Here is a 24,338-nt window from a genome sequence, read left to right on the forward strand (position 1 = left end):
CCGGTAGCGTGGAGGACATGCCCGAACGCTCCCCCTGGTCCTGCATTCTCTGGGACGTCGACGGAACCATCGTCGATGCCTCGGAGGGAATCCTCCGCCGTCTGACCACGACGCTCGAACACTTCGGACTGCGCCCCCCGACCCGTGGCGAACTGGTGCACTGGATCGGGCCGCCGATGTTCGAGTCCTTCCAGGTCAATGTGGGGATGACCCCCGAGCAGGCGACCGAAGCTGTGGCGTTCTACCGGGGGCTCAACAAGACGGAGGGCTTCACCGGAAGCGCGAAACTGTACCCGGGCGTCGCCGACATCATCCACGAGGTGCAGGCAGCCGGAATCCCGCAGGCCACGGCGAGCTCGAAGCCCGAGATCCAGGTCGTCGCGCTCATGGACCACTTCGGTCTGGCTCCGGCGTTCACCGCGACGGTCGGGGCGACCCTCGACGAGCGCACCCTCAGCTCCAAGGCCGACATCGTCGCCGAGGCCCTGCGCCGCCTGGAAGCCGCCGGCGTCGACACCAGCCGGCCTGTCCTCGTCGGCGACCGCCACCACGACGTCGAGGGCGCCACCGCGAACGAGGTTCCGGTCATCTTCGTGCGGTGGGGCTTCAGTTGGCCCCACGAGTCGGAGGGCGCGCAAGCCGCGGTCGACACCCCCGAAGAGTTGCGCGCTCTGCTGCTGGTCCCCGACGTCCAGGTCTGACCGAGACGGGCTCGGCCCGGCGCAGCCTCCTCAGCGGTGTCGCGTGCGCGGCCGTTCGCGTGCCCCGGGCAGAGCGGGCGCGGCCACCGATTCTCCGACACGTCCGGTGATCTCGCCGATCCCCTCCACCACCATGCGCACCGCGTCGCCGACACGGAGCGGCGGCGGAGTGAGACCCTGATTGCGCCCCCACAGCTCTCCGAGGCACCCCCCGTTTCCGACCGTTCCCGAGCCGAGCACATCGCCCGGCACGACGCGGGAGTTGCGCGATGCGTACGCCACGAACTCCGGGAACGTCCAGCCGGCGTTGGAGACGAGGTCCTCTCCGATCAGCTCGCCGTTGACGAAGACCTCGGCGTGGACGGCGAGGAAGCCGTCGGGGTCGACGTACGGCTCCAGCTCGTCGGCCGTCACGATCCAGGGTCCGAGGGTGGTGCCGAAGTCCTTGCCCTTGCACGGACCCAGGCGCACCTTCATCTCGCGGGCCTGCAGGTCGCGCGCCGACCAGTCGTTCATGATCGTGTACCCGAAGATGTGCGAGCGTGCGGCCTCGGCGGTGAGGTTCACCCCGTCGGAGTCACCGGCCGTCCCGATCACCACGGCGACTTCGAGCTCGAAATCCAGGCGTTCGGTGACCGGTGGCGAGACCTCATCGAGCGGCCCCAGGATCGTGTGGGGATTCGTGAAGTAGAACGTCGGCGCCTCGTACCACTCCGCCGCGACGTTGCTCTTGCCCTCCACCCCCGCACTCACACCCTCGACGTGCTCCTCGAACGCGACGAAGTCCCGCACCGAGGCCGGCGCGAGGGGCGCGCGCAGACGCACGTCCGAAAGCGCGGTGCCGCCGGCATCCACGACCCTCTCGAAGATCGCCGCCGTGGCGTCAAGGCCCCGCTTCAACACCTCCTCGACGCTCAACCCGTCGGGAAAGGCCACGACGCGATCGTCGATCACGAAGCCTTCGCCGTCGGTCGAGTCGTGGGTCCACCGCGCGATCCTCATACCGTCACCGCCGCCGCGAGCAACGACCGCGCGTTGCCCCCCAGCACCTGAGCCGTGACCTCGGGCGGGAGGTCGGCCGAGCGGACGAAACCGACCGGGTCCTCCAGACCCATGTCGAACGGGTAGTCGCTGCCCATCAGCACCTGCGAACCACCCGCCAGTTCGAGCAGATGGCGAAGCGCCACCGGGTCGTGAACGACCGTGTCGAACCACAGGCTCCGCAGGTAGCTCGACGGTTCGTGCGCGCAGCGCCGGGCGTCGGGCCGTACGCGCCACGCGTGATCGCTGCGTCCCATCGCCGTCGGCAGGTAACCGCCGCCATGGGCGGCGAGAAGACGCAGCCCCGGGTGGCGGTCCAGGACACCGGCGAAGATCAGGTGCGAGAGGGCCACAGCGTTCTCGGTGGGCTGACCCACCGTGTTGGCGAGGTAGAACCGGTCGAGCCGCTCGTCCAGCGAGCACCCGAACGGGTGGAGGAACACCACGCACCCCAGTTCGGCCGCGCGTGCCCAGAACGGTTCCAGCCGCTCGTCCGACAACTCGACATCGCCGGCGAAGGACGAGATCTCCACCCCCGCGAGTCCTCTCCCAAGCACCGCGTCATCGAGGTACTCCACGATGCGGGCCGGGTGCTGCAGGGGGACCAGGCCCAGCCCGACGAGGCGGTCGGGCGCCTGGGACACGTGCTCGGCGATCAGACGGTTAGCCTCCATCGCCGCCCACACCGCGAGTCCCTCGGGGGCCCACGGGTAGAAGTGGTTCGGCGAAGAGCTGACCCACTGCACGTCCACGCCCTGGGCGTCCATGTCGGCCAGACGCACCGTGACGTCGGTGAGTTTCGGGATGCGGGAGCCGACCATCGGTCCCGAGACGGCCTGACTCTGCGCCCCGTTGCGGCGCAGGTCGAGGGCTGCCGCTTGCGCCACGAGCTCGGGCGCGCGCCGTTCGACCTCGGCGTGCAGGCTGGGCATCAGCAGGTGGGCGTGCACGTCGGTCGTGGGCGACGGCGACGGAGCCGCGCTCATGCGGGTTCCGCCATCTTCTGCGAGATGCCGAAGATGAGCCCGCCCGCGTCTGCGTCACGATTGCCGTCGAGTTGCCATTGACCCAGCTGGGTGGATGCTTCGACGACGGCCGTGGCTCTCGGGATCCGCCGCGCGTGGAACTCATCCCAGAGTCTCTGATCGATCACCTCGCGCGTGGTGAGCAGTTCGGCGAGCACGAAGGCGTCCTCCAGGCCTTGGGCCGCTCCCTGCGCGATCGTCGGCGGGCAGCTGTGCGCGGCATCGCCGATGACGACGACGCGGCCACGGTTCCACGGCGCGGGCACGATGTGCGAGGTGAACCAGGTGTAGTTCACCGACGCACCCGCCTCGAGGTCGGCGCGGATGGAGTCCCACGGTCCCCCGTAGCCGAGCGACGTCTCCCGCATGATCCTGGTCGCTTCCTCGTCGCTCACCCCCACCCGGTCCTGGGCCTTCTCGACGAGGAACGCGTACATGGAGTCCTCCCCCGTCGGGGTGTACCCCGCGATGTAGGCCGGCCCGCCGTAGTACAACTCGCTCTTCACGACCTCGTCGGGGCGCGACACGAAGGTGCGCCAGATCCCCATGCCGGTGGAGACCGGCTTGGTGTCGATCCCGATGAGCTCGCGAACGGTGGAGTTCAGTCCGTCCGCGCCGATGAGGAGGTCGTAACGACCGGCCGACTCCCCGTCGACGATCACGTCGACGTCGTCGTCCCCCTGCTCGATGGCCGTGACGTGCGCTCCGAAGCGGATGTGCACGCCTGCCTTCTCGGCGTGCGCGAAGAGGATGCGAGCGAGATCGCGCCTCGGCATCCCCATTCCCGCGGGGTAGTCGGCGCCTCCCGTCTTGAGCTCCGGCAGGGCGGCGACGACGGTGGCACCCGGGCCGGGGGCCCGCAGGTTCAGCCCGTCGAAGGCGTAACCCGCCGCGCGGATGTCCTCCCACGCGCCGAGCGCGTCGAACACCCGCAGGGCGTTGCCCTGCAGGGAGATGCCCGACCCCCCGATGCCCAGCTCGTGCTTGGCCTCGAACAGGTCGACCTCCACGCCGGCCTTCGCAAGCTGGATACCCGCGGCGAGCCCGGCGACGCCGGAGCCGACGATCGCGACCTTCTTCACTGCACTCATTTCAGAACCTCTCTGTTCTGTTCACTGCTGATACGTCGTCGGCCGCTCAGAACACGGCCACGGGATTGATCGGTGAACCGACCGCGCCCGTGATCGGGAGGGGAGGAGCGGAGAGCAGCACGTCCCACCGTCCGCGGGCCGCGCACGCCTCCGACAACTCCTCGAAGTCCCACATCTCCCCGATCGTGAGACCCATGTTGGGGATGGCGATCTGGTGGAGGGGCTGGAACGCGGGCGCGTCGAACTCGTTCGGGCGCACCTCGAATCCCCAGGTGTCGGTCGCGACGGCCGCCACCTCGCTGCGGTGCAGCCATCCCGCCGCCGTGATCGAGATGCCGGCGGCGTTCCCGCCGGCGTAGTCGTCCCATCCCTCGCGTCGGGCGCGGGTGAGGCGACCGGTGCGCACCAGCAGGATGTCGCCGCGCCCGACGCGGCTGGATGCTCCCTGCGCCGCGATGCACGCGTCCAGGTCGGCCGCGGTGATGCCGTACCCGTCGGGCAGCTCGCCGGTCTCGGGGTTGAGGAACCGGGCGACATCGAGAAGGACGCCGCGAGAGACGATGACGGATGCTGCATGCTCGACCCCGGTGACGAGGTCGCCGTCGCTGGTGACCACATCGCCCGCACGGCGCCCGTTCCAGGCCATGCCGTGATCGAAGATGTGACCGAGACCGTCCCACTGCGTGGAGCACTGCAGCGGCATCGTGATGTAGTCGTCCGCGCCGCCGATGCCGTGGGGGAACGGCTGGTTCCCCCGCTCGGCGTCGGTGCCGGTGTCGGTCATCGTGTGCACCGGGTTGATGCGACGACGCCACCCCTTCTGGGGGCCGTCGGTGTCGAACGACTGCGAGAGCGAGACCACGCGACCCTCGGTCACGAGCGCCGCAGCCTCGACCCGCTTGGCCTCGTCGATGAAGTTGAGTGTGCCGAGGGCGTCGTCCTCGCCCCACCGACCCCAGTTCCGATAGGCCTCCGCGCGCACGGCGATCTCGGCCTCCGGGTTCTGGCGGTCGAGTTCGCGCGGGTCCTGCGTCAGGGAGCTCATGCCGCACTCTCCGCGACGCAGCGCACGACCTGGGTTCCGAGGCCCTCGATCGACCCCGTCATCACATCGCCGTCGCGAAGGAATCGCTTCCAATGCTGGCCGTTTCCGGCGGGGCTGCCGGTGAGGAGGAGGTCCCCGGGCAGCAGCGGCAGGGTCTGCGAGGCGGTGGAGACGAGGGAGCGGACGTCGAACAGCAGCTCGGCGGTCGTCGCATCCTGCATCGTTTCGCCGTTCAGTTCGAGGCGCACCGCGAGGCCTGCGGGATCCACGAACGGCGCGGGGACGAGGAAAGGACCCGTCGGGAGGAAGCCCGGCGCGTTCTTCGACCGGAACCAGTCCGCCCCGATGTCGCCGACATCGGTGGGGAAGACGAGGTCTCTCGTGGTGACGTCGTTCGAGATCGTGTATCCGGCGACGTGGTAGAGCGCCTCTTCGGGGGTGACCCGGAACGCCTCGCGTCCGATCACGACGGCGAGTTCCAGCTCCCAGTCATGGGTCTCGCTGGAGCTCGGGAGGATCAGGGGCACATCATCGCCGACCACGCACTGCGCGAGCCCGATGAAGATGAAGGGGCGCCCGCTCGCGGCTCGCGCGTCCATGATCTTCTCGGCCTGGGCGCGCAGCTCCTCGGCCGGGCGGTCGGCGTCGCCCTTTCGCAAGCCGCCCATGATGAGCTGGACGACGTGCGTGCGATAGTTCGCTCCGGCCTGGAGCACCTGGCGCGGCTCGACGGGTGCGACGAGCGTCACGTCGTCGAGGTCGGTCCACGGGCCTTCGGCCTCGGCGAGCGCCGCGAGGCGATCCCAGTCCGCCGCGGCCAAGAACGTGTTCAGGTCGGGGGCACCGAGATCGGCGGCATCCAGGGCACGGATGCGATCCCCCGCGACGAGGCCGAGCACGACGTCGCCGTCCTCCCGGTAGCGGGCGAGGGCGTAAGGGGCAGTGGTGCGGGCATTCGTCATGAATCCTCCTCGAGTCCTGACGGGTGGTGTCTCGGGGCGGCGGACATCGCACCGCCCCGAGAAGACGCGCGGCTTCAGCCGTGGCGGGTATAGGGGTTGATGAGCGCGTCCTGGATCTCCTCGGGCACGCCCTCTTCGGTCGCGCTCGGGCCGTCCGCCGCGGGGAACGATTCCGTCATCGACATCGGCATGGCACCGTTGCGGTACAGGTTGCTCGAGCCCTGCGAGGGCTTCCACGTCTGCGGCTCCCAGTCGGGGACGTAATTGCGGTAGCCCCCGGTGTTCAACTCGATGCGCATGCTGGAGGGCTCGCGGTAGTAGAGGAAGCTCTGCTCCCCGATGCCGTGGATCGAGGGGCCGTACTCCATCGCCGTCCCGCGCTCCATGAGCACGTCCGCCGCGATGAGCAGCTCCTCGCGGGTGTCGACCCAGAAGGCGTAGTGGTTCACGCGCCCCGCCCGACTCGATCCGTCGAGGACGACGCCCAGGTCGTGGGACTTCTCGTTGGTGGTGAGCACCGAGAAGACCGAGATCGGTGCCTGGTCCAGAACCGTGCGCGCCATGATGCGGAAGCCGAGCACCTCGTTGTACCACTGGGCGAATCCGTCCACGTCGCTGGCCGCGACCGTGACGTGATCCAGCTGGCGGGGCGCGCCGGCGATGTGGCTGCGCTTCTCGGGGCGGTCGGGGTAGATCGACGCGACGGCCGGTTCTGCTCGGTGGCGGGTGACATCCCAGTGCAGGGTCATGTCGTGTCCGAAGGGACCGGTGAAGCGGTAGGCGCGGCCGATCTTGTGCGCCTCGATCCACTCGCCCTGAACGCCGGCGGCCTCGATTCGCGCGACGGCCTCCTCGAGGGCCTCAGCGCTCGAGGTGCGCCAGGCCATCGTCGCGAGCGTCGGCTCGTCGCCGGGCAGGACCACGAGCGAGTAGGCGTAGTAGTCGCCCCAGCAGCGCAGATACACGGCGCCGTCGACACGGTCCACCTCGGTGAGGCCCACCTGCGTCTTGTAGAACTCCACCGACGCTTCGACATCAGTCGAGGTGATGGCCACGTAGGAGAGGTGGGAAAGCAGCTTGATCATCGTTGACCCTTTCAGGAGCGGCCCATCCGCGGGCTCGTCTCCACTATCTGCGCCGTTCGATCATCAGGGAACGCTGGGTTCGCTATGTTCCTTATCGACATGACTTATAGTCAGGTCGTCGCCGCCGTCGTCGATATTCCGTCATAGAGGACCCTCATGGTCGCCGAAGCACCCCTGTCCCGGCTCGATCTCAATCTGCTGATCGCGCTGGACGCACTGCTGAGCGAACGCAGCGTGACGAAGGCGGCCCTCCGCCTCCAGCTCAGCCAGCCCGCGCTGTCCGCCTCGCTCGCGCGCTTGCGCACGCACTTCAACGACCCGATCCTCGCCCGTCGCGGCAACGAGTACGACCTGACTCCGCTCGCGGTCCGCCTCCTCGACCACACGGCCACGGCGCTCGAGATGGCGAGGCGCGTGTTCGACAGTCAGACCGACTGGGTACCCCACACGTCGACGCGGGAGTTCTCCGTCTTCGGTTCGGATTACGGCTTCGCCACCGCGGGAAGGGCCGTGTCGAAGCTGGCCGCGTCGCGGGCGCCGAGTGTGAAGTTCCGCTTCCTGCTGCACTCGCCCCAGATCATCGAGAACGTCGACGATCGCCTCCGCTCCACCGACGCCCTTCTCATTCCCCACGGCTTCGTCACCGACCTTCCGCACCTGAACCTCACCAAGGACCACTGGGTCGTCATGGTGGCAACGGACAACGACACGATCGGCGATGAGGTCACGATGGACCACATCATCCGTTCACCGTGGGTGTTCACCTACCAGTCGCGCACCGCCTTCACCTCGGCCAGTCGACAGCTGCAGGAACTCGGGGTCGAACCGCATGTCGAAGCGGTGGTCGAGAGCTTCCTCTCGCTCGCTCCGTTCGTCGCCGGTACCCGACGACTCGCGATGATCCAGGCGGGCCTTGCCGACCTGGTGGTGGGAATGGGCGGGGTGCGCATCATGGCGCCGCCGTTCGAGGCGACCCCGATCACGAACGCCCTGTGGTGGCATCCCGTCCACACCCACGACCCCGAACACGTCTGGATGCGCGAACAGTTCGCCGAAGCCGCCGCGTCGTAGGACGCGGCGGCTTCCCAGCATCCGTTGTCCTCAGCGAGGGAGCGGTGCGTCCTCGCTGGACCCCGTGCGAAGGACGAGCGCCGTCACGCCCGCCATCACGGCTGCAGCGATCCCCACGATGCCCACCGCGACGTTCAGGGTTCCGACCGCCGCGACGAGAGCGCCGATGATGATCGGCGTCACGAACTGGCCGAGGTAGAACGAGGCGGTCCACCAGCCGGTCACCCGGCCGCGTTCCTCGAACCGAGTGGCTGCGATCACCCAGGTGAGCAGCGACGGCAGGAGCAGACCCGATCCGAACGAGGCGATGACGGCGCCGGCGATGACGCCACCGAACGCGGGAACCATCCAGATGACGATCATGCCGACCGCCTGCAGAGCGAAGGCGAGGGGCAGGAGTGAGCCGGGGCGTACCTTCGCCAGGCGGGAGAAGATGAACCCGGCGACGGCTGTCGCCAGGGACGCGACGGCCGAGACGAGACCGATCACACGGGTGTCCTCGGCGTCGACGCCGGTTCCCACCACGAGGTAGCTGACCTCGATGATCAGCACGTAGAACGCGAAGCCACCGAAGAGGGTGACGGCGAGGGGCGTCGCGATCCGGCGCCACGGGATGCGCACCTTCTCACCGGCGGCGACGTGTCGGTCTCCCTCTGCCCCACCGCGCGGCTCCCAGAGCACGAAGATCATCGGAATGGCGATGACGATGCTGATGGCGTAGACCCAGAACGGGGTGTGCCACCCGCCGACGCCGAGCGCCCCACCGAGCACGATGAAAACGGTGGCCGCGAGGGTCGTGGTGACCGTCTGCAGGCCAAGGTACTTGTTGCGGCGGCGCTCCTCATAGAAGTAGTCGACGATCAGCGTCGTGCAGACGGTCATGATCGCCGCCTCGCAGATGCCCACGAGGATGCGGCTGAAGAGGATCTCGGGCAGACCTTCCAACCAGGCGGGCGCGGTGCCCACGAGCGCGTAGGCGATCATGGCCCCGATCAGAAGATTCTTCCGACCGAGCCGATCGACGATCTGCCCGGCGAACGGGGCGAAGAGCGCGATCATCAGTGCCGGGATCGCCACGATCATCGGTACGAGGATCGCGGAACCCTCGACGTCGGCGAAATGGGCGGAGAGCTGCGGCAGCACGGGTGTGATGAGCACCGATCCGAGGACCGGCATGCAGCTTCCCGCAAGGAGCAGGATGCCCTGGAGGGCACCCGCTGTTCGGGTTGTTTCGGCGGTACGGCCGCCAGAGGTCGTCTTCGACATGGGAACTCCTTTGTTCCCGATCATTCGACCGCGCGCACTGTCGCCTGTGAAGCAGAGATGCGTTATGTGGCCCATCAGCCGGGGTGATGAGACCCCGGCTGCACATCACCTGAGCGAACAGCATCGCCGCGGGAGTCCCCCGCGGCGATGCTGTTCTTCTTCCGCCGTGGCGGGGTGGATCAGATGGGGCGGATGTCCTCGGCCTGCAGACCCTTGGGGCCCTGCGCGACCTCGAACTCGACCCGCTGGTTCTCCTCCAGGGCGCGGTAGCCCGACGCCTGGATAGCCGTGTAGTGCGCGAAGACGTCCGCGCTGCCGTCATCGGGAGCGATGAACCCGAAGCCCTTTTCCGAGTTGAACCACTTGACCGTGCCCTGCGTGCTCATTCCATGCCGTTCTGTGCTGTCGGCGCCCTCTGCGTCGATCTGGCACCACGCTAACGCTCGGCGCTCGCGGGCGCACGAGTCGATCACAGAAACGTCGCCCGTCGACATCAGCGCGAAACGGCGGCTGCGAACGACGTCGTCCGGAAACCATACGACGCCCGGGCCGAGCTGAGCTCTAAGGCCCGGGCGTCGACGGATCCCCCCGGATAGGCCACGCGATGCGTGACTGCGGATCACTCTACTGATGAATGAAGGTTCTCGCGACAGGAATTTCTACGGATTTCGGCGAGCCTGACGGCGGGTGCCCCGGCGTAGGGTTGCGGCGTGGGCCACATCGATCTGCGCGACCTCGACGACGACGATCTCGACGCGATCTTCGACCTGCTGGCAAACCCGGCTGCGCTTCGCCCGGCCGACTTCGCCGCTGACGGTGCGACGGACCGCGAGGCGTTCGACGAATGGATGCTGCGCCGGCGCCGCGATGCCGAAGTCGTGCTCTCGGTCGTGACCGAGGACGGCGGCTTCGCGGGACTTGCCGCCTCGGTCCCTCTGGAGGGCGCGCGCGAGATCTCGGTCTGGATCGCGGGACACGCTGCGGGCCGCGACGTGGGCACCACGGCGCTGCGCCTCCTCGTGACGCGCGAAGCGGAGCGTCCGCTCTTCGCCCGCATCGCGGCGGCCGACACCGCATCCGTGGCCCTTCTGACGAAGATGGGCTTCACCGAGGTCGACGCCACCGCCTCGGCCGCGGAGGTCGTGCTCGCGCTCCCTCCCACCCTCGAGTGACGGAGCGGCCGGCGCGCTCACACGGGGATGCCCACGCGAGCCTTTCGCGCTCGCGTCGGTAGCCCGAGGTCCGCCTGACCGACACGGAAGGTCTCGGGCGAGAACAGGGCGACACCCGCAGAGACGGCTCCCGCCACCGCGCAGATGAGGGCCGCCGGCCACCAGAGTGTGGAGTCGGCTCCGGCCGCCTGAGCGGCGGCGGGAGCGAACCCCGCGAGCAGGATGCCCAGCATGAGCCCGACGGCCATTCCGGTGTAGCGGACAGAAGTGGGGAACTGCTCCGGGTACCAGGTCGCGCCCACCGTGATGGGCATGCAGTAGAAGACCCCGATGCCGATGATGCCGGCGGCGAAGACCGCCGGCAGATTGTCGGCGTCGATGGCAGCGAAAAGCAGGATCGTGCAGACGGTCGCGCCGACCACCCCGATGATGAATACGGGACGACGTCCCCATCGGTCGGACAGGATGCCGGTGAGGGGGGCGGCGATCACGGCCGTCAGGTTCGCGAGCGTCACGACCGTCAGCAGTATCGCGCTGGGAATGCCGTTGCCGGTGCCGTAGGCGAGGACGAAGACGTTGAACATCGTCCCGATGATGTTGATCCCGCTCAAGAGGAGGACGCGGATGACGGTCCGCCAGTGATTGCGCAGCAGATCCGCGAGAGGGATCCTGGCCCGCTCGCCAGTGGAGCGCATCTGGGCGAAGGAGTCCGTCTCGTCGAGTTTCCGACGCAGGAGATAGGCGATGACCGTGAGGATGCCGCTGAGGAGGAACGGAACCCGCCATCCCCAGCTGAAGAGCTGGTCCTCGGGGAGGAGCGCCACGGGGATGAAGACAAGGCTTCCCATGGCGATGCCGAACTGCATACCGCTCATCGTGAAGCTGGTGAAGAATGCGCGGCGGCGATCGGGGGCGTGTTCGACGGTGAGGGAGGTGGATCCCGGAGACTCCCCGCCCGCCGATAGACCCTGCAGCAGGCGAATGGCCACCAGCAGCACGGGCGCTGCCCATCCGATCGCGTCGTACGTGGGGAGCAGACCGATCAGAAAAGTCGCGACACCCATCAGGGCGATCGTCAGCACCAGCGCGAGGCGCCGACCGTATCGGTCGCCGACGTGCCCCCAGAGGACAGCGCCGAGCGGCCGCACGATGTATGCCACCCCGAACGTCGCGATCGAGAAGAACGTCCCGCTCGCTCCGGCTTCGGGGAAGAACAGCCGCCCGAAGACGAGTGCGGACGCCGAGGCGTAGATGAGGAAGTCGTAGTACTCCAGGGCGCTACCGAAGAATCCGGAGATCGCTGCCCGTCGGACCTTCAGTGTGGAGCTGACGCGGGTGTCCGTGTTCGTCATGGTGTCCTCCGTCCTGGTGATGGAGCTCAGAGGGTGATGGGGTTGAGCCGGAGTGTCTGCGGCCCGGCCGTCGAATTGAAAGCGACGGCGTACAGCCCGTCCGCTTTGCCATTGAAGTGGATCTCGAGGTCGAGCTGGTCCAGGTCGAGCGGACCGAGCCACGCGCGCATCTCCGCTTCCGTGCCCCCGACCTCGATCGCGGTGACGCCCTGGCCGCGGACCCGTCCGGAACCGGGCTGCGGGTCGAGCCCGCTGGAATCGTCATCCCAGCGGTAGCCGAGGTACACGTTCGGCTTACCGCGGAGCCAGGAGTTGCGGAAGTCCGGCGCGTGAAACGCGCCCCCGCCGCGCTGGCCCAAGATCATGGACCGCTTGCCGCCGTCGATCACCCGAGACGGTTCGATGCCGAGGTGTCGCGCGAAGGCTTCGATCTCCGGCACTTCGTCGCTGCGCAAGCACAGACCGGCGAAGCAGTCCCCGCCGAACGTCTGCTTCGCGAGCTCCTTGGCCATCGGGTGGCCGTTCGCGATCATCTGGTGGTCGACGATGCTCTCGACCTCGACGTACACCGAGCCACCCAAGGACATCAGCTTCTGACCCAGACCGAGGCCGGGGAAGTATCCGCCGTCGATGCTGCCGATCCCGGTCTGCTCCGCGAGATCGATGGTGGTGCGGTAGAGGTTGTCTGACCAGACGGCGATGTGGTCGAGGGCGATCATGGGGAGTTCCTTTCGCTGCATCGGTTATTTAAAATTTGAAGTTATTGGATACGGCGCTCCCGAATGTTTCCGGCGTGTAACAACTCGGTCAGTTGGGCAACATTCCCCCGGTGGCCTCGCCCCGAAGGTGAACTTGCAGAACGCCGAGAGCCGAGGACACCGCCTCGATCGTCGCGCTGTCGAGGGGCCTGACCACGGCGTCCTCGATCATCTCTGTCTGCGAATCGAACGCGTCGAGGAGGAACTGTCGACCACGATCGGTGATCTGCGCGAGGACGCCGCGTTCGTCGTCGGGCGCGGTCGCCCGTGTTGCGAGCCCAGCCTTCTCCAGCTGGTCCAGGTGATAGGTGAGGCCACTCGGGTAGGAGACGAGCTTGTTGGCGAGTTCAGCCATCCGCAGCTCCCCGCCGGCGTTGCGCAGGCGGATGAGCACCTCGTACTGGGAGTACTTGAGACCGACGCCCTGACGTGTGGCGCGGTCGGCCCGCTTCTCCAGGAGTTTTCCGACGTCGATCAGTCGCTCGAACAGAGCCAGCTCGGGTGAGGTCAACATGGCTGTCATCGCGTCCATTCAGAGAATCGGCGGAGGATCCCCCCGCGGTTACTAAATGACATCATGTCCACCCGTCGCGGGCATCACCGCGTGTTCTGGTCCGATCGTCGTCCCGCGCTCCGGAAACACCGAAGGCCCCCGGGGTCCGAGGGCCTTCGTCGTGTTGTGCGCAAGGGGGGACTTGAACCCCCACGCCCTTGCAGGCACTGGCACCTGAAGCCAGCGCGTCTACCTATTCCGCCACTTGCGCGTCGCGCAGCATCCGAAGATCCCGCGCACTCAACCTGCCGAGAATATCACGTCGAGTGCCCGCCGGTTACGGTCGATCGGCGAGCCCCGGAGCCCGCGTCCATGGGTCATCCAGCCGTGGCAACTACGATGTAGCCACCATCTGCCTGCCTGAAGGAGTCTCGTGGGGCTACTCGACAGTTTCGAGAAGGGTCTCGAACGTGCCGTCAACGGTGCCTTCGCGAAGACCTTCCGCAGTGGTATCCAGCCGGTGGAGATCGCCTCGGCACTGCGGAGCGAACTCGACAAGAAGGCCGCGGTCGTCAGCCGCGACCGCATTCTCACGCCCAACACGCTCGTCGTGCAGCTGGCCGTCGCCGACTACGACCGCATGGCCGGCCTCGGTCAGACCCTGCTCGACGAGCTGAACAGTGCAGTGCAGAAGCATGCCCGCACGCAGGGGTACTCGTTCGCCGGTCCCCTCACGATCGACCTTCAGCGCGATGAGACGCTCTCGACGGGAACGTTGCGTGTCGAGTCGCAGAGCGCCTCGGGCTCGGTCTCGTGGCGTGCGGTCGTCGACATCGACGGCAAACGCCACCCCCTCGTCGCCGCGCGAACGGTGATCGGTCGCGGCAGTGACGCCGACATCACGATCCCGGATGCCGGCACCAGCCGCAAGCACGTCGAGATCCTCTGGGACGGCGAGCGCGCGATGGTGCGCGACCTCGGTTCCACGAACGGAACGCAACTGCAGGGGCAGAAGGTCAGCGAAGCTCCCCTCCCCCCGGACGCCACGGTCACCATCGGGCGAACGAACATCGTGTTCCGCATCGTGGCCCAGGCGGCTCCCCCGCGTCCGCCCGTGCCCGACGCGACCCGAGCGTTCGACGCTCGACGGGGGGATCCGCGCTGATGCCCAGTGAACTGACCTACCTTCTGCTGCGCATCGGGTTCCTCATCCTGCTGTGGTTCTTCGTGTTCGCCGTCGTCTACTCCCTGCGCGCCGACCTCTTCGGAGTGAAGGTGCGAAAGATGCCCGAGCCCGTCGCCGCGGCCGCGGCACCCGCCGCGGTGCGAAACGCCCCCGCAGGTCCGAGCGACAAGACCGAGATCGTGACGGCCGCGCCCCGGGCGAGCGCCCCCGCCGACGGCAAGGCCACCACGCAGAGCGTCAGTCGCATCGTCATCACGAGCGGCCCGAAGACCGGACTCGAGCTGCCCCTCGGCAACGAACCGTTGACGATCGGCCGCTCCAGCGAATCGGGCCTCGTCATCCGAGACGACTACACCTCCAGCCATCACGCGCGGCTCGTGCTGTGGGGCGAGCAGTGGATGCTGCAGGACCTCGACTCCACGAACGGCAGCTGGCACGACGGCGCCCGCGTGTCCTCGCCCGTTCCGATCAAGATCGGCGCGCCCATCAAGGTAGGCGCGACGACCTTCGAGCTGCGGAAGTAAGCGGCGGCGACAACCACCATGGTCTTCCAGGGCTCGAGCGCGGCAATCTCGCACACCGGCAAGGTGCGCTCCAACAACCAGGACTCGGCGTATTCGGGCTCGAATCTCTTCGCGGTCGCCGACGGCATGGGCGGCCACGCCGGCGGTGACGTCGCCTCGAGCATCGCCATCCGCCGCCTGGCCGACGTCGATCACCCCTTCACCTCCACGGCCGACGCCGAGCACGCCCTCCGCGACGCGATCGCCGAGACCGCCGAGACGCTGATCGACACGGTGGCCGAGCGCCCCGAGCTGTCGGGGATGGGCACCACGGTCAGCGCGATCGTGATGGTCGACGACTACGCCGTCATCGCGCACATCGGCGACTCGCGCATCTATCTCTACCGCGACGATGCGCTGACCCAGATCACGACCGACCACACCTTCGTGCAGCGCCTCGTCGACTCCGGTCGCATCACCCCGGAAGAGGCGCGCTACCACCCGCGTCGCTCGGTGCTCATGCGTGTGCTGGGCGACATGGACCCCGACCCCGAGGTCGACACCTTCATCATGCCGACCCAACCGGGCGATCGGTGGCTGCTGTGCTCCGACGGACTCAGCGGAGTCGTCGACGACACGCACACGGCGAAGGCGCTCGCCGCCGGGCTCGCGCCGGGCCGGACGGCCGACCTGCTGCTCAGGCAGGCCCTCGACGGTGGCGCTCCCGACAACGTGACCGTCGTGCTGGTCGACGTCGGCGGCCAGCATCCGCTCTTCATCGGCACCCCCACCATCGTGGGGTCGGCCTCGAACCCCTCGGGCGTCGAGGTTCCCGCCGCCCGTGTGGGTCGCAGCGGCTGGCTGCACCCCAACCGCCAGGCCGCGAACGAGCCGACGCACTTCGAGCCCGCGGTGGAATTCCTCGAGGAGCTCATCGAGGAGGACCGCCGTCGTGCCCGGCGCCGTCGTGCCGGATGGATCGTGGGTTTCGTGCTGGTGCTGGTCGCCATCGCCGCCGGCCTCTTCATCGCCTACAGCTGGACCCAGACCCGCTTCTACGTCGGCGCCGACGATGACACCGTCGTGGTCTATCGCGGCATCCAGCAACCGATCGGGCCCATCCCGCTCTCCTCGCCCTACGAGGACACCGGAATCCCGCTCGCGAACCTCCCCGACTTCGAACGGGCGACCGTCGAGAACACCATCTCGGCCCGCTCCCTCTCCGACGCGAACCTCATCGTCGCGCGATTGCGCGACACGGCAGGAGCGATCGGATGACCGCCACCGACACCCAGGCACCCACGACCGACACCGCGGTCCTGCGGGCGCTGCGCCGATTCCGGGTTCCGCAGACGCAGCGCAACCGCGAGCTGGGGCTGCTGGTCTTCGCGCTCGTCGTGATCGCGAGCGCGGTCGCCCTCGTCGAACTGGGCACGTCGGGCACCCTGAATCCCCAGATCTTCATCTACGCGGGCATCCCCGCCGCCCTCGCCGTCACCCTGCACATCGTGCTGCGCTTCACGGCGCGCGCCGCCGACCCCTTCGTGCTCCCCATCGCCACGGTCCTCACCGGGCTCGGCATCGCGGAGATCTACCGGATCGACATCGCGAAGGAACGCCTGGGGTGGGAGGCCTTCTCCGCCCGTCAACTGGCGTGGGCCGCGATCGCCACCGCCGGTGCCCTCGCCGTCGTGCTGCTGCTGCGCAACTACCGCGTGCTGTTCCGCTACACCTACATCTTCGGCTTCGTCGGTATCGGCCTGCTGCTGCTCCCCTTCATTCCCGGCCTCGGTCTCGAGGGTGCGAACGCGAGCGTGTGGATCTCGGTCGGCGGTTTCTTCCAGTTCCAACCCGGCGAACTCGCCAAGATCGCCCTCGCCATCTTCTTCGCGGGCTACCTCGTGCGTACGCGAGAGAGCCTGAGCTCGGTCGGAACCCGCTTCCTCGGCATGACCTGGCCGCGCGCCCGCGAACTGGGTCCGCTCCTCGTGCTGTGGCTCGCCTCGCTCGGCATCATCATCCTGCAGCGCGACCTCGGGACCGGGCTGCTGATCTTCGGCATGTTCGTCGCGATGCTGTACGTCGCGACGGGCAAGACGAGCTGGGTGCTCATCGGTGTCGGGCTGGCCCTCGCCGGGGCGGTGCTCGCCTCGCAGGTGTTGACCTACGTGAGCTGGCGGTTCTCGAACTGGCTCGACGCCTTCAACCCCGAAGTCATCAACCGCACGGGCGGCAGCTTCCAACTGGTGCAGGGCATCTTCGGCCTGGCGCAGGGCGGGCTCATCGGCACAGGCCTCGGTCAGGGCCGGCCTTACATCACGCCGGTCGCCGAAAGCGACTACATCATCCCGAGCCTCGGTGAAGAGCTCGGCCTCGTCGGGCTGTTCGCGATCCTGGCGCTGTACATGGTCTTCGCGAGCCGGGGCATCCGCATCGGCGTCGCGGGGCAGGACGACTTCGGCAAGCTGCTCGCGACGGGGTTGTCGTTCACGATCGCGCTGCAGGTGTTCATCATGGTGGGCGGGGTCACCCGCCTCATCCCGCTGACCGGTCTCACCACACCCTTCCTCGCCGCGGGCGGCTCCTCGCTCATCGCGAACTGGCTCATCGTGGCGCTGTTGCTGCGGATCTCGGATGCTGTGCGCAGCCGTCCGCGGGTGGTGATCGGTTAATTCATGACAAAAGAACTTCGACGACTCAGCCTCGTCATGCTGGCGATGTTCCTCGCGCTGTTCGTGTCGACGAGCGTGATCCAGGTCGTGCAGGTCGACTCGCTGGCCAAGAACAGTGACAACACCCGTGCCCGGTACGACTCCTACGAGGTGCAGCGCGGATCGATCATCGTGGACGGCACCGCGATCGCCTCGTCCGTACCCGCCGACGACGTCTACCGCTGGCAGCGCGTGTACGCCGATGCCGACATGTGGGCCCCCGTGACGGGCTACCTCAACCCGGTACTCGGCTCGTCCACCAACCTCGAGGCCGCTGCCAACCAAGAACTCAGCGGCACGGCGAACTCGCAGTTCTTCGCTCGCGTCGAGCGGATCATGACCGGACAGCCTGCCCGCGGTTCGAACGTCGAGCTGACCCTCGACGCGACCGTGCAGCGCGCCGCCTACGACGCCCTCGGCGACAAGCAGGGCGCGGTCGTGGCGATCGAGCCCTCGACCGGCCGGATCCTGGCCATGGTCACGAGCCCGAGCTTCGACACGAACGCGATCGCCTCCCATGACACCACCGCCGTCGAGTCGGCGTACAACCAGCTCGAGGCCGATCCGGCGAACCCGCTGGTGAACCGCGCGATCGACGGCGACATGAATCCGCCCGGCTCGACCTTCAAGCTCGTCGTCGCCTCGGCGGCCCTCGCCTCCGGCAGCTACACCCCCGATTCGACGCTGCCCAACCCGGCGATCTATCAACTCCCCGAGTCGACGAGCGTCGTGCGCAATGCGAGCGGTGGATCGTGCGGCGGCGGTGGCGACACCGTGACCATCGCCGATGCGCTCCGTTTCAGCTGCAACATCCCGTTCGCCGAACTCGCCGTCGCCCTCGGCGACGACGCCGTGCGTGCCGAGGCGGAGAAGTACGGCTTCGACAGCCAGTTCGATCTGGTCGGGTTGTCGTCGTCGCTGCAGTCGGAAGCATCCGTCTATCCCCCGGCTCCCGATGCCCCCCAGACCGCCCTGTCGGGATTCGGTCAGGGCGACGTGCGGGCGACGCCCCTGCAGATGGCGATGGTGTCGGCGGGGATCGCGAACGGCGGCATCGTGATGAACCCCCGCATGGTCGACAACGTGATCGGCCCCGACCTTTCGGTCGAGAAGACCCCCGAGAACACCGAGTTCGGGCGCGCGCTCGATGAGAGTCTGGCGAACGAGATGGCAGCGATGATGGTGGCCAATGTCAGTGACGGCGCGGCGTCCGGTGCAAGAATAGACGGGGTTCAGGTGGGCGGTAAGACGGGAACGGCCGAGAACGGCGACAACCGCCCGTACTCGCTGTGGTTCACCGGGTTCGCCCCGGCGGATGACCCGCAGGTCGCGGTGGCGGTAGTCGTCGAAGACGGCGGCGGACAGGGACAAGCGGGCAGCGGGGGAACTCTCGCAGCGCCGATAGCGAAGAAGGTCATGGAGGCGGTGCTGGGACGATGAGACCGACACAGGGTGCGACCTTCGGAGGACGCTACGAGCTCGAGTCGCGGATTGCGATCGGCGGCATGGGCGAGGTCTGGGAGGCGACCGATCACGTCATCGGACGAACGGTCGCCATCAAGATCCTCAAAGACGAGTACATGGGTGACCCCGGGTTCCTCGAGCGCTTCCGCGCCGAAGCCCGCCACGCCGCCCTCGTCAACCACGAAGGCATCGCGAGCGTCTTCGACTACGGCGAGGAGGACGGCAGCGCCTTCCTCGTGATGGAACTGGTCCCCGGCGAAGCCCTGTCCACGATCCTCGAGCGCGAAGGCACGCTCTCCACCGACAAGACGCTCGACATCGTCGCGCAGACCTCATCCGCGCTGCAGGCGGCCCACGCCGCAGGCCTCGTGCACCGCGACATCAAGCCCGGCAACCTGCTCATCACCCCCGACGGTCGCGTGAAGATCACCGACTTCGGTATCGCCCGCATCGCCGACCAGGTGCCGTTGACCGCCACCGGGCAGGTCATGGGCACCGTGCAGTACCTGTCACCCGAGCAGGCGTCGGGTCATTCGGCGTCGCCGGCGACCGACATCTACTCACTCGGAATCGTCGCGTACGAGAGCCTCGCCGGCAAACGCCCCTTCACGGGCGAATCGCAGGTCGCGATCGCGATGGCGCAGATCAACGAGACGCCGCCTCCGCTCCCGCCGACCGTGGCCGTGCCGGTGCAGAACCTCGTGATGGCGATGATCACGAAGAAGCCCGAGGATCGACCGAACTCCGCAGCCGCCGTGGCGCGCGCAGCATCCGCTCTTCGTCGGGGAGACCTGACCGCGGCCGCAGCCGCCGTTCCCGCCGTCGCCGGCATCACCGCCAGTGACGAACTCACCCAGCTGCTCACCCCGGCCGGTGACACCTCCGCGACGACTCGGCTCATGCCCACGCCCGCGGCGGCCGCGATCGCGACGGACGACCCGCTCCTCGACGAGCCGGAGAAGAAGAAGCGCAGCCCGTGGACCTGGCCGCTCGTCGCCCTCATCGTGCTGCTCGTGCTGGTCATCGGCGGCACGATCTGGGCCTTCGTCGCCAACCAACAGCCCAGCTCGGACGGTTCACCCTCGCCCTCCGCACCGGCGTCGTCCTCCGCTCCGAGCCCCTCGGCATCGACACCCGCCCCCACCCCGTCCGAGACCCGGGTAGATGTGAACTCGCTCGGTCTCGTGGGTCAGACGTGCGATCAGGCCGGCGTGATCCTGACCGACGCGGGTCTGGTGGCCGACTGCCAGCCGGGCAACGCGGCCGGAACCCAGGATCAGGTCGGCATCGTCTACGCGGTCAACCCGCAGGGTCGTGTCGAAGAGGGCACCGAGATCACGCTCAGCACTTACGGTGAGCTCACTCCGCTCCCGACGCCCGGCAACCCGACGCTGCCCGCCACTGTGCAGCCCTCCTCCACCGTTCAGGTGCAGTGGACCGGATACACCTGCCCCTCCGGCACCGGTTCGGTGAGCTCCTACAACCTCACCGCGATCAACGGCACCTTCGCCTCCACGGGTCAGTCGACCGCAGCGTTCGGACCGAACGACCGCAACGCGCCGATCGAGGTGGCCGCCAGCCCGAATGAGACCCTCACGGTCAGCTACACCGTGACGTGCTCGGGCGGAAGCGGTTCGCAGCGCGACTCCGGATCGTCGGCCGAAGCGAACGCCCAGATCGCCGCCGCGCCGCAGACCTCGAGCCCGAGCCCCTCCGCCCCGTGACGCAAGAAGCGCGTGTGCTCTCGGGTCGCTACCGCATCGATGACCTCATCGGCCGCGGGGGGATGGCGAGCGTCTACAGCGGCTACGACCTCACCCTCGACCGGCCGGTCGCCATCAAGATCCTCCGGCGCGAGCTCGCCGAGGATGCGGCCTTCCGCACGCGTTTCCGGCTCGAGGCGCAGTCGGCGTCCCGCATGGCGCACCCCACCATCGTGCGCGTCTTCGATGCGGGCGAGGATGTCGAAACCACACCGGACGGCCAGGACCGGCCGGTGCCGTTCATTGTCATGGAGCGCGTGCACGGTGCGCTGCTGAAAGATGTCATCTCCGACGGCCCGGTGCCGATCGAGGAGGCCGTCCGCTACGTCGACGGCATCCTCGAGGCTCTCGAGTACTCCCACCGGGCGGGGGTCGTGCACCGCGACATCAAGCCCGGAAACGTCATGATCACCGAGCCGTCCGCGCACCTCAGCGGTGACGGGGCGATCTACTCCGACGGCGAGCCCTCGGAGTACGGCCGCGGCGAAGTGAAGGTCATGGACTTCGGGATCGCGCGCGCGGTATCGGATTCGTCGTCGACGGTCGCCGAGACGACGGCCATCATCGGTACCGCCGCCTACTTCTCCCCCGAGCAGGCGAAGGGCGAGCCCGTCGACGCCCGCGCCGACCTCTACTCCACGGGCGTCGTGCTCTACGAGCTGCTGACCGGTCGCCAGCCCTTCCGCGGTGATTCTCCGGTCGCGGTCGCCTACCAGCACGTCAGCGAGACGCCGGTCCCCCCGTCGGAGATCAACGACAAGGTGCCCCGCGGTCTCGACGCCGTCGTGCTGCGCGCCCTCGCGAAGGACCCTTTCCAGCGGTTCCCGGATGCTGCCGCCTTCCGTGAGGCATTGGACAGCGCGGTGGCCGGGAAGGCGCCCACGAAGCGGCAGCTCGGAGCCCTGACGAGCGAGCTGTACGGTCCGAACCCGCGCCAGGCAGCGGAGACCGCCCGCTCCCTCCGCCAACTCAGCACCGACACGACCATGCGGCGCACCCAGGCCGGGCCCCCGGTCGCCTGGATCTGGGCCGGCGTCGCCGTCCTGGCCGTGGTCCTGGTGTCGGTCCTGTTCTGGGTGCTCTCCATCCAGCCGGGTGACGAACCGTCCGCCAACGCCCGCACCGTGCCCGACGTCGTCGACGTCGCCTTCCCCCGCGCTCAAGAACTCCTCGCCGACAGCGACCTCCTCGCCGTCGAGGAGCGCGAGACGAGCGACACGGTCGCCGCGGGGAACGTCATCCGCACCGATCCGCCCGCGGGCGAGGCCGCGACACCGAGCCAGGAGGTGACGGTCTTCGTCTCCACCGGGGCGCAGACCGCGACCGTTCCTCCCCTCGCGGATCTGCCGGAGGCGGGTGCCCGAGAAGCGCTGGCCGCCGCCGGGCTGAACGTCGGCACCATCACGCAGCGCAATGATCCCGCTCTCGCCGCCGGCACCGTCATCGAGGCCAGCCAGCCGTCGGGCGCCGTGGTCGGCCCGGGCACGACGGTCGACCTGGTCGTCGCGACCGGACGCATCGTGATCGTCGACTACACCGGCTACACCGTCGACGCGGCCACCCGTGAGCTGCAGAGCCCCGAGCTGCAGTTGACCGTGCTGACCCAGGAGGATCCGGCGTGCTCCGCGTCGCAACCCCCGACCGTCAGCACCCAATCGCTCGCACCGGGCGAAGTGGCCATCCACTCCGAGATCGTGCTCACGACCTGTACGGGGGCCTGACCTCCGGCCCGCGGGGGCGGCGTTCGGCCGCCCGCTCGGCGGCGCCGTCGAGCCCCGCTGCTTCCAGCCAATTGCCGAGGAGCTGGTAGCCCCCCTCGGTGAGGATGCTCTCGGGGTGGAATTGCACACCCGTGATGGGGGCGGACCGGTGCTGGAAGGCCATGATCACCCCCGATTCGGTACGCGCGGTCACGGTCAGCTCACTCGGCAGATCATCGGGCGCCACCGTCAGGGAGTGATAACGGGTGGCGACGAAGGGATCAGGCAGTCCGCGGAACAGCGCGCTGTCGTCGTGATGCACGTCGGAGGTCATGCCGTGCATGAGTTCCGGAGCGTGCCCGACGGTGCCGCCGAATGCCACACCGATCGCCTGGTGCCCGAGGCAGACACCGAGAAGCGGGATGCTGCGACGAGCGGCCTCCCTCACGATCTCGACGGACGATCCCGCGGCCTCGGGGGTTCCCGGTCCGGGAGAGATCACGACGGCGTCGGCTTCGCCGAGATCGCGCGCTGGAACGGCAGCATCCGCCTCGACCATCTCGACCTCGGCACCGAGCTCGGTCAGATAGTCGACCAGGGTGTGGACGAAGCTGTCGTGATTGTCGACGACGAGCACGCGCATCGTCGTCAACCGACGGTGGCGTCCTGGGGGTTCACGATCGAGCTCACCCACGGGAAGGCGTAGAAGAAGAGACCGTAGAGTACGGCCGCCAGCAGAACCAGCACGATGAACAAGCGGACGAACCAGGGGCCGGGAAGAACCCGCCATAAGGCGCCGTACATCAGACCACCGCTTCCGTCAGTGAGGCGGGCGGACCGGCGTCCCGCGGGGTGAAGCCTTCGAAGACGCTGTACCCGATGATCCGCTCGGCGAGGGAGAACATGGGGCTGCAGCTCGTCATGGTGAGGTATCGCTCGCCGGGGGGAGCGTCGGGGGCCTGCGGGACGTCGGCGAGCACGTCCACCTCGCGCGGGGTGACGTACTCCAGCGTCCGGAAGCGGTAGGTGAACCACCCTTCCGCGGTCTCGATCACGATCGCGTCACCCACGTGCAGATCCGCCAGCCGGTTGAACGGAGCCCCGTAGGTCGTACGGTGAGCGGCGACGGCGAAGTTGCCGACCTCGCCCGGCATGGCCGCGTCGGTGTAGTGACCGATGCGGTTGGTGTCGAGGGTGCGGGGCCGTGTCGTTCCGCCGGCGATCTCCCGCGAGTAGTCGGCCCCCAGGCGCGGGATCCACATCACTCCGAAGGTCTGCGCGTCAACGGGCTGCGGCAGCGCCGGGGGGTCGGCGTAGACCGGCTGCGCGGCGGGCGCGGGCGCAACGGGCTCACGGACCTCTTCGTACTGCTGCTCCCATTCCTGGGAAAGGGTGTGACCCTGGGCGTCGGCCTGGGCGCCGATGATCAGGTCACCGATCCACATCTGCCAGGCGACGTACAGGAAGACGATGACGCCGGCCGTGATGAGCAGTTCGCCGATCACTCCGAAGAAGGAGACCCGGTGTCGCGGCTTGACCTTCGCCGGTGCACGCCGGTCGCGCCGTGTCGAGGGTGGCGCTTCGTCAAGGGTCTGCACGCCTGGATTCTCGCATATCAGGATGACGGGGAGCAGAGAGATAGACTGGCGCGCATGGCACGATCCAGCAGTGGCGAAGACCCGGTCGCCGAACGCAGTGAGCGCGAGGCCGCGCCGAATCCGGTGTGGTTCAAACCCATCATGTTGGGCCTGATGCTCATCGGTCTCGTCTGGGTGCTCGTCTTCTACCTCAGCGCGATGCAGTTCCCCATCCCCGGGGTGGGCGCGTGGAACCTGGTCATCGGTTTCGGCATCGCCTTCGTCGGGTTCTTGATGACGACGCGTTGGCGCTGACCGCCAGAACTACACCCGTGTGATTCATCCCCATGTGTGGATGAATCTGTGGATAAC

At 68.1% G+C, this 24,338-nt stretch carries 25 protein-coding genes and 1 tRNA gene; 11 read left to right on the plus strand and 15 right to left on the minus strand.

The features are described 5' to 3' along the window. Positions 1–17: 17 nt before the first annotated feature. A complete protein-coding gene (locus tag ACFXP5_RS09800; RefSeq protein ID WP_394544488.1) occupies positions 18–701 on the plus strand; it encodes an HAD hydrolase-like protein in 684 nt (227 codons plus the stop codon). Between the two features lie 30 nt (positions 702–731). Here ACFXP5_RS09800 and ACFXP5_RS09805 read toward each other — a convergent pair whose 3' ends face one another. From ACFXP5_RS09805 to ACFXP5_RS09830, 6 genes are all read right to left on the minus strand, one after another. After that, positions 732–1,703 carry a fumarylacetoacetate hydrolase family protein gene (locus ACFXP5_RS09805; protein ID WP_394544489.1) on the minus strand — a complete coding sequence of 324 codons (972 nt, stop codon included), beginning with the start codon at positions 1,701–1,703 and terminating at the stop codon, positions 732–734. Further along, a complete protein-coding gene (locus ACFXP5_RS09810; protein WP_394528004.1) occupies positions 1,700–2,728 on the minus strand; it encodes an amidohydrolase family protein in 1,029 nt (342 codons plus the stop codon). The genes ACFXP5_RS09805 and ACFXP5_RS09810 overlap by 4 nt, the downstream gene beginning before the upstream one ends. Next, entirely contained in the window at positions 2,725–3,858 is a 1,134-nt protein-coding gene (locus tag ACFXP5_RS09815) for an FAD-dependent monooxygenase (RefSeq protein ID WP_394544490.1), read from the minus strand. Before ACFXP5_RS09815 ends, ACFXP5_RS09810 begins: the two co-directional genes overlap by 4 nt. 46 nt (positions 3,859–3,904) lie before the next feature. Next, positions 3,905–4,903, minus strand: coding sequence for a cyclase family protein (locus ACFXP5_RS09820; protein ID WP_394528006.1), 999 nt, complete (start codon positions 4,901–4,903; stop codon positions 3,905–3,907). Further along, the gene (locus tag ACFXP5_RS09825) at positions 4,900–5,865 is read right to left on the minus strand and encodes a fumarylacetoacetate hydrolase family protein (protein WP_394544491.1); all 966 of its coding nucleotides are present in this window, start codon (positions 5,863–5,865) and stop codon (positions 4,900–4,902) included. Before ACFXP5_RS09825 ends, ACFXP5_RS09820 begins: the two co-directional genes overlap by 4 nt. A gap of 74 nt (positions 5,866–5,939) precedes the next feature. Next, entirely contained in the window at positions 5,940–6,950 is a 1,011-nt protein-coding gene (locus tag ACFXP5_RS09830) for a VOC family protein (protein ID WP_394544492.1), read from the minus strand. A 156-nt stretch (positions 6,951–7,106) separates the two neighbouring features. Here ACFXP5_RS09830 and ACFXP5_RS09835 point away from each other — a divergent pair, with 156 nt between their 5' ends. Continuing rightward, the gene (locus ACFXP5_RS09835) at positions 7,107–8,021 is read left to right on the plus strand and encodes a LysR family transcriptional regulator (RefSeq protein ID WP_394544494.1); all 915 of its coding nucleotides are present in this window, start codon (positions 7,107–7,109) and stop codon (positions 8,019–8,021) included. 30 nt (positions 8,022–8,051) lie between these two features. Here ACFXP5_RS09835 and ACFXP5_RS09840 read toward each other — a convergent pair whose 3' ends face one another. Together ACFXP5_RS09840 and ACFXP5_RS09845 are read right to left on the minus strand one after the other, a co-directional pair. After that, entirely contained in the window at positions 8,052–9,287 is a 1,236-nt protein-coding gene (locus ACFXP5_RS09840) for an MFS transporter (RefSeq protein ID WP_394544496.1), read from the minus strand. Positions 9,288–9,466: 179 nt separating this feature from the next. Then, entirely contained in the window at positions 9,467–9,673 is a 207-nt protein-coding gene (locus ACFXP5_RS09845) for a cold-shock protein (RefSeq protein ID WP_394528011.1), read from the minus strand. A gap of 324 nt (positions 9,674–9,997) precedes the next feature. Here ACFXP5_RS09845 and ACFXP5_RS09850 point away from each other — a divergent pair, with 324 nt between their 5' ends. Then, positions 9,998–10,459: a GNAT family N-acetyltransferase gene (locus tag ACFXP5_RS09850; protein ID WP_394544497.1), complete on the plus strand. Its 462-nt coding sequence runs from the start codon at positions 9,998–10,000 to the stop codon at positions 10,457–10,459. Between the two features lie 17 nt (positions 10,460–10,476). Here the strand turns inward: ACFXP5_RS09850 and ACFXP5_RS09855 are convergent, their stop codons facing one another. The 4 genes from ACFXP5_RS09855 to ACFXP5_RS09870 all read right to left on the minus strand — a co-directional run bounded on the left by ACFXP5_RS09855 (position 10,477) and on the right by ACFXP5_RS09870 (position 13,333). After that, positions 10,477–11,811, minus strand: a complete 1,335-nt coding sequence (locus ACFXP5_RS09855) for an MFS transporter (protein ID WP_394544498.1) — start codon at positions 11,809–11,811, stop codon at positions 10,477–10,479. A 26-nt stretch (positions 11,812–11,837) separates the two neighbouring features. After that, complete coding sequence (locus tag ACFXP5_RS09860; RefSeq protein WP_394544499.1) at positions 11,838–12,530, minus strand: VOC family protein; 693 nt, start codon at positions 12,528–12,530, stop codon at positions 11,838–11,840. 88 nt (positions 12,531–12,618) lie between these two features. Then, a complete protein-coding gene (locus ACFXP5_RS09865; protein ID WP_394528015.1) occupies positions 12,619–13,092 on the minus strand; it encodes a MarR family winged helix-turn-helix transcriptional regulator in 474 nt (157 codons plus the stop codon). A 157-nt stretch (positions 13,093–13,249) separates the two neighbouring features. Next, positions 13,250–13,333: transfer RNA gene (locus ACFXP5_RS09870), tRNA-Leu, on the minus strand. A 162-nt stretch (positions 13,334–13,495) separates the two neighbouring features. On the opposite strand from ACFXP5_RS09870, the gene ACFXP5_RS09875 reads away from it, so the two are divergent. Genes ACFXP5_RS09875 through ACFXP5_RS09905 form a run of 7 tightly spaced genes read left to right on the plus strand, consistent with a single transcriptional unit; the run spans position 13,496 to position 22,410 of the window. Next, on the plus strand, positions 13,496–14,227 hold the full coding sequence (locus tag ACFXP5_RS09875; protein ID WP_394544500.1) for an FhaA domain-containing protein: 732 nt from the start codon (positions 13,496–13,498) through the stop codon (positions 14,225–14,227). Next, complete coding sequence (locus tag ACFXP5_RS09880; protein ID WP_394528090.1) at positions 14,227–14,772, plus strand: FHA domain-containing protein FhaB/FipA; 546 nt, start codon at positions 14,227–14,229, stop codon at positions 14,770–14,772. Before ACFXP5_RS09875 ends, ACFXP5_RS09880 begins: the two co-directional genes overlap by 1 nt. Positions 14,773–14,790: 18 nt before the next feature. Next, entirely contained in the window at positions 14,791–16,029 is a 1,239-nt protein-coding gene (locus ACFXP5_RS09885; RefSeq protein ID WP_394528091.1) for a PP2C family protein-serine/threonine phosphatase, read from the plus strand. Continuing rightward, positions 16,026–17,423 carry an FtsW/RodA/SpoVE family cell cycle protein gene (locus ACFXP5_RS09890; protein WP_394544502.1) on the plus strand — a complete coding sequence of 466 codons (1,398 nt, stop codon included), beginning with the start codon at positions 16,026–16,028 and terminating at the stop codon, positions 17,421–17,423. Before ACFXP5_RS09885 ends, ACFXP5_RS09890 begins: the two co-directional genes overlap by 4 nt. Before the next feature lie 3 nt (positions 17,424–17,426). Continuing rightward, entirely contained in the window at positions 17,427–18,902 is a 1,476-nt protein-coding gene (locus ACFXP5_RS09895; protein WP_394528093.1) for a peptidoglycan D,D-transpeptidase FtsI family protein, read from the plus strand. Further along, positions 18,899–20,650, plus strand: a complete 1,752-nt coding sequence (locus tag ACFXP5_RS09900; protein WP_394544503.1) for a serine/threonine-protein kinase — start codon at positions 18,899–18,901, stop codon at positions 20,648–20,650. The genes ACFXP5_RS09895 and ACFXP5_RS09900 overlap by 4 nt, the downstream gene beginning before the upstream one ends. Continuing rightward, a complete protein-coding gene (locus ACFXP5_RS09905) occupies positions 20,647–22,410 on the plus strand; it encodes a protein kinase domain-containing protein (RefSeq protein WP_481825239.1) in 1,764 nt (587 codons plus the stop codon). The genes ACFXP5_RS09900 and ACFXP5_RS09905 overlap by 4 nt, the downstream gene beginning before the upstream one ends. Here the strand turns inward: ACFXP5_RS09905 and ACFXP5_RS09910 are convergent. Genes ACFXP5_RS09910 through ACFXP5_RS09920 form a run of 3 tightly spaced genes read right to left on the minus strand, consistent with a single transcriptional unit; the run spans position 22,388 to position 23,987 of the window. Next, positions 22,388–23,032, minus strand: coding sequence for an anthranilate synthase component II (locus ACFXP5_RS09910; RefSeq protein WP_394544504.1), 645 nt, complete (start codon positions 23,030–23,032; stop codon positions 22,388–22,390). The genes ACFXP5_RS09905 and ACFXP5_RS09910 overlap by 23 nt on opposite strands. A gap of 5 nt (positions 23,033–23,037) precedes the next feature. After that, a complete protein-coding gene (locus ACFXP5_RS09915) occupies positions 23,038–23,193 on the minus strand; it encodes a hypothetical protein (protein WP_394528096.1) in 156 nt (51 codons plus the stop codon). Further along, a complete protein-coding gene (locus tag ACFXP5_RS09920) occupies positions 23,193–23,987 on the minus strand; it encodes a class E sortase (protein ID WP_394528097.1) in 795 nt (264 codons plus the stop codon). The genes ACFXP5_RS09915 and ACFXP5_RS09920 overlap by 1 nt, the downstream gene beginning before the upstream one ends. A gap of 54 nt (positions 23,988–24,041) precedes the next feature. Between ACFXP5_RS09920 and ACFXP5_RS09925 the strand changes: the two genes are divergently transcribed. Further along, the gene (locus tag ACFXP5_RS09925) at positions 24,042–24,281 is read left to right on the plus strand and encodes a cell division protein CrgA (RefSeq protein ID WP_394528098.1); all 240 of its coding nucleotides are present in this window, start codon (positions 24,042–24,044) and stop codon (positions 24,279–24,281) included. Positions 24,282–24,338: the final 57 nt, after the last annotated feature.

The sequence above is a fragment of the Microbacterium hanjuni genome (genome assembly GCF_043556395.1).
Classification (GTDB): Bacteria; Actinomycetota; Actinomycetes; order Actinomycetales; family Microbacteriaceae; genus Microbacterium.

Excerpts from the sequence above, each read along its gene's own strand:
- ACFXP5_RS09800 (WP_394544488.1), top strand. The coding sequence starts at position 18 with ATGCCCGAACGCTCCCCCTGGTCCTGCATTCTCTGGGACGTCGACGGA.
- ACFXP5_RS09805 (WP_394544489.1), bottom strand. The coding sequence starts at position 1,703 with ATGAGGATCGCGCGGTGGACCCACGACTCGACCGACGGCGAAGGCTTC.
- ACFXP5_RS09810 (WP_394528004.1), bottom strand. The coding sequence starts at position 2,728 with ATGAGCGCGGCTCCGTCGCCGTCGCCCACGACCGACGTGCACGCCCAC.
- ACFXP5_RS09815 (WP_394544490.1), bottom strand. The coding sequence starts at position 3,858 with ATGAGTGCAGTGAAGAAGGTCGCGATCGTCGGCTCCGGCGTCGCCGGG.
- ACFXP5_RS09820 (WP_394528006.1), bottom strand. The coding sequence starts at position 4,903 with ATGAGCTCCCTGACGCAGGACCCGCGCGAACTCGACCGCCAGAACCCG.
- ACFXP5_RS09825 (WP_394544491.1), bottom strand. The coding sequence starts at position 5,865 with ATGACGAATGCCCGCACCACTGCCCCTTACGCCCTCGCCCGCTACCGG.
- ACFXP5_RS09830 (WP_394544492.1), bottom strand. The coding sequence starts at position 6,950 with ATGATCAAGCTGCTTTCCCACCTCTCCTACGTGGCCATCACCTCGACT.
- ACFXP5_RS09835 (WP_394544494.1), top strand. The coding sequence starts at position 7,107 with ATGGTCGCCGAAGCACCCCTGTCCCGGCTCGATCTCAATCTGCTGATC.
- ACFXP5_RS09840 (WP_394544496.1), bottom strand. The coding sequence starts at position 9,287 with ATGTCGAAGACGACCTCTGGCGGCCGTACCGCCGAAACAACCCGAACA.
- ACFXP5_RS09845 (WP_394528011.1), bottom strand. The coding sequence starts at position 9,673 with ATGAGCACGCAGGGCACGGTCAAGTGGTTCAACTCGGAAAAGGGCTTC.
- ACFXP5_RS09855 (WP_394544498.1), bottom strand. The coding sequence starts at position 11,811 with ATGACGAACACGGACACCCGCGTCAGCTCCACACTGAAGGTCCGACGG.
- ACFXP5_RS09860 (WP_394544499.1), bottom strand. The coding sequence starts at position 12,530 with ATGATCGCCCTCGACCACATCGCCGTCTGGTCAGACAACCTCTACCGC.
- ACFXP5_RS09865 (WP_394528015.1), bottom strand. The coding sequence starts at position 13,092 with ATGACAGCCATGTTGACCTCACCCGAGCTGGCTCTGTTCGAGCGACTG.
- ACFXP5_RS09880 (WP_394528090.1), top strand. The coding sequence starts at position 14,227 with ATGCCCAGTGAACTGACCTACCTTCTGCTGCGCATCGGGTTCCTCATC.
- ACFXP5_RS09885 (WP_394528091.1), top strand. The coding sequence starts at position 14,791 with ATGGTCTTCCAGGGCTCGAGCGCGGCAATCTCGCACACCGGCAAGGTG.
- ACFXP5_RS09890 (WP_394544502.1), top strand. The coding sequence starts at position 16,026 with ATGACCGCCACCGACACCCAGGCACCCACGACCGACACCGCGGTCCTG.
- ACFXP5_RS09895 (WP_394528093.1), top strand. The coding sequence starts at position 17,427 with ATGACAAAAGAACTTCGACGACTCAGCCTCGTCATGCTGGCGATGTTC.
- ACFXP5_RS09900 (WP_394544503.1), top strand. The coding sequence starts at position 18,899 with ATGAGACCGACACAGGGTGCGACCTTCGGAGGACGCTACGAGCTCGAG.
- ACFXP5_RS09910 (WP_394544504.1), bottom strand. The coding sequence starts at position 23,032 with ATGCGCGTGCTCGTCGTCGACAATCACGACAGCTTCGTCCACACCCTG.
- ACFXP5_RS09915 (WP_394528096.1), bottom strand. The coding sequence starts at position 23,193 with ATGTACGGCGCCTTATGGCGGGTTCTTCCCGGCCCCTGGTTCGTCCGC.
- ACFXP5_RS09925 (WP_394528098.1), top strand. The coding sequence starts at position 24,042 with ATGGCACGATCCAGCAGTGGCGAAGACCCGGTCGCCGAACGCAGTGAG.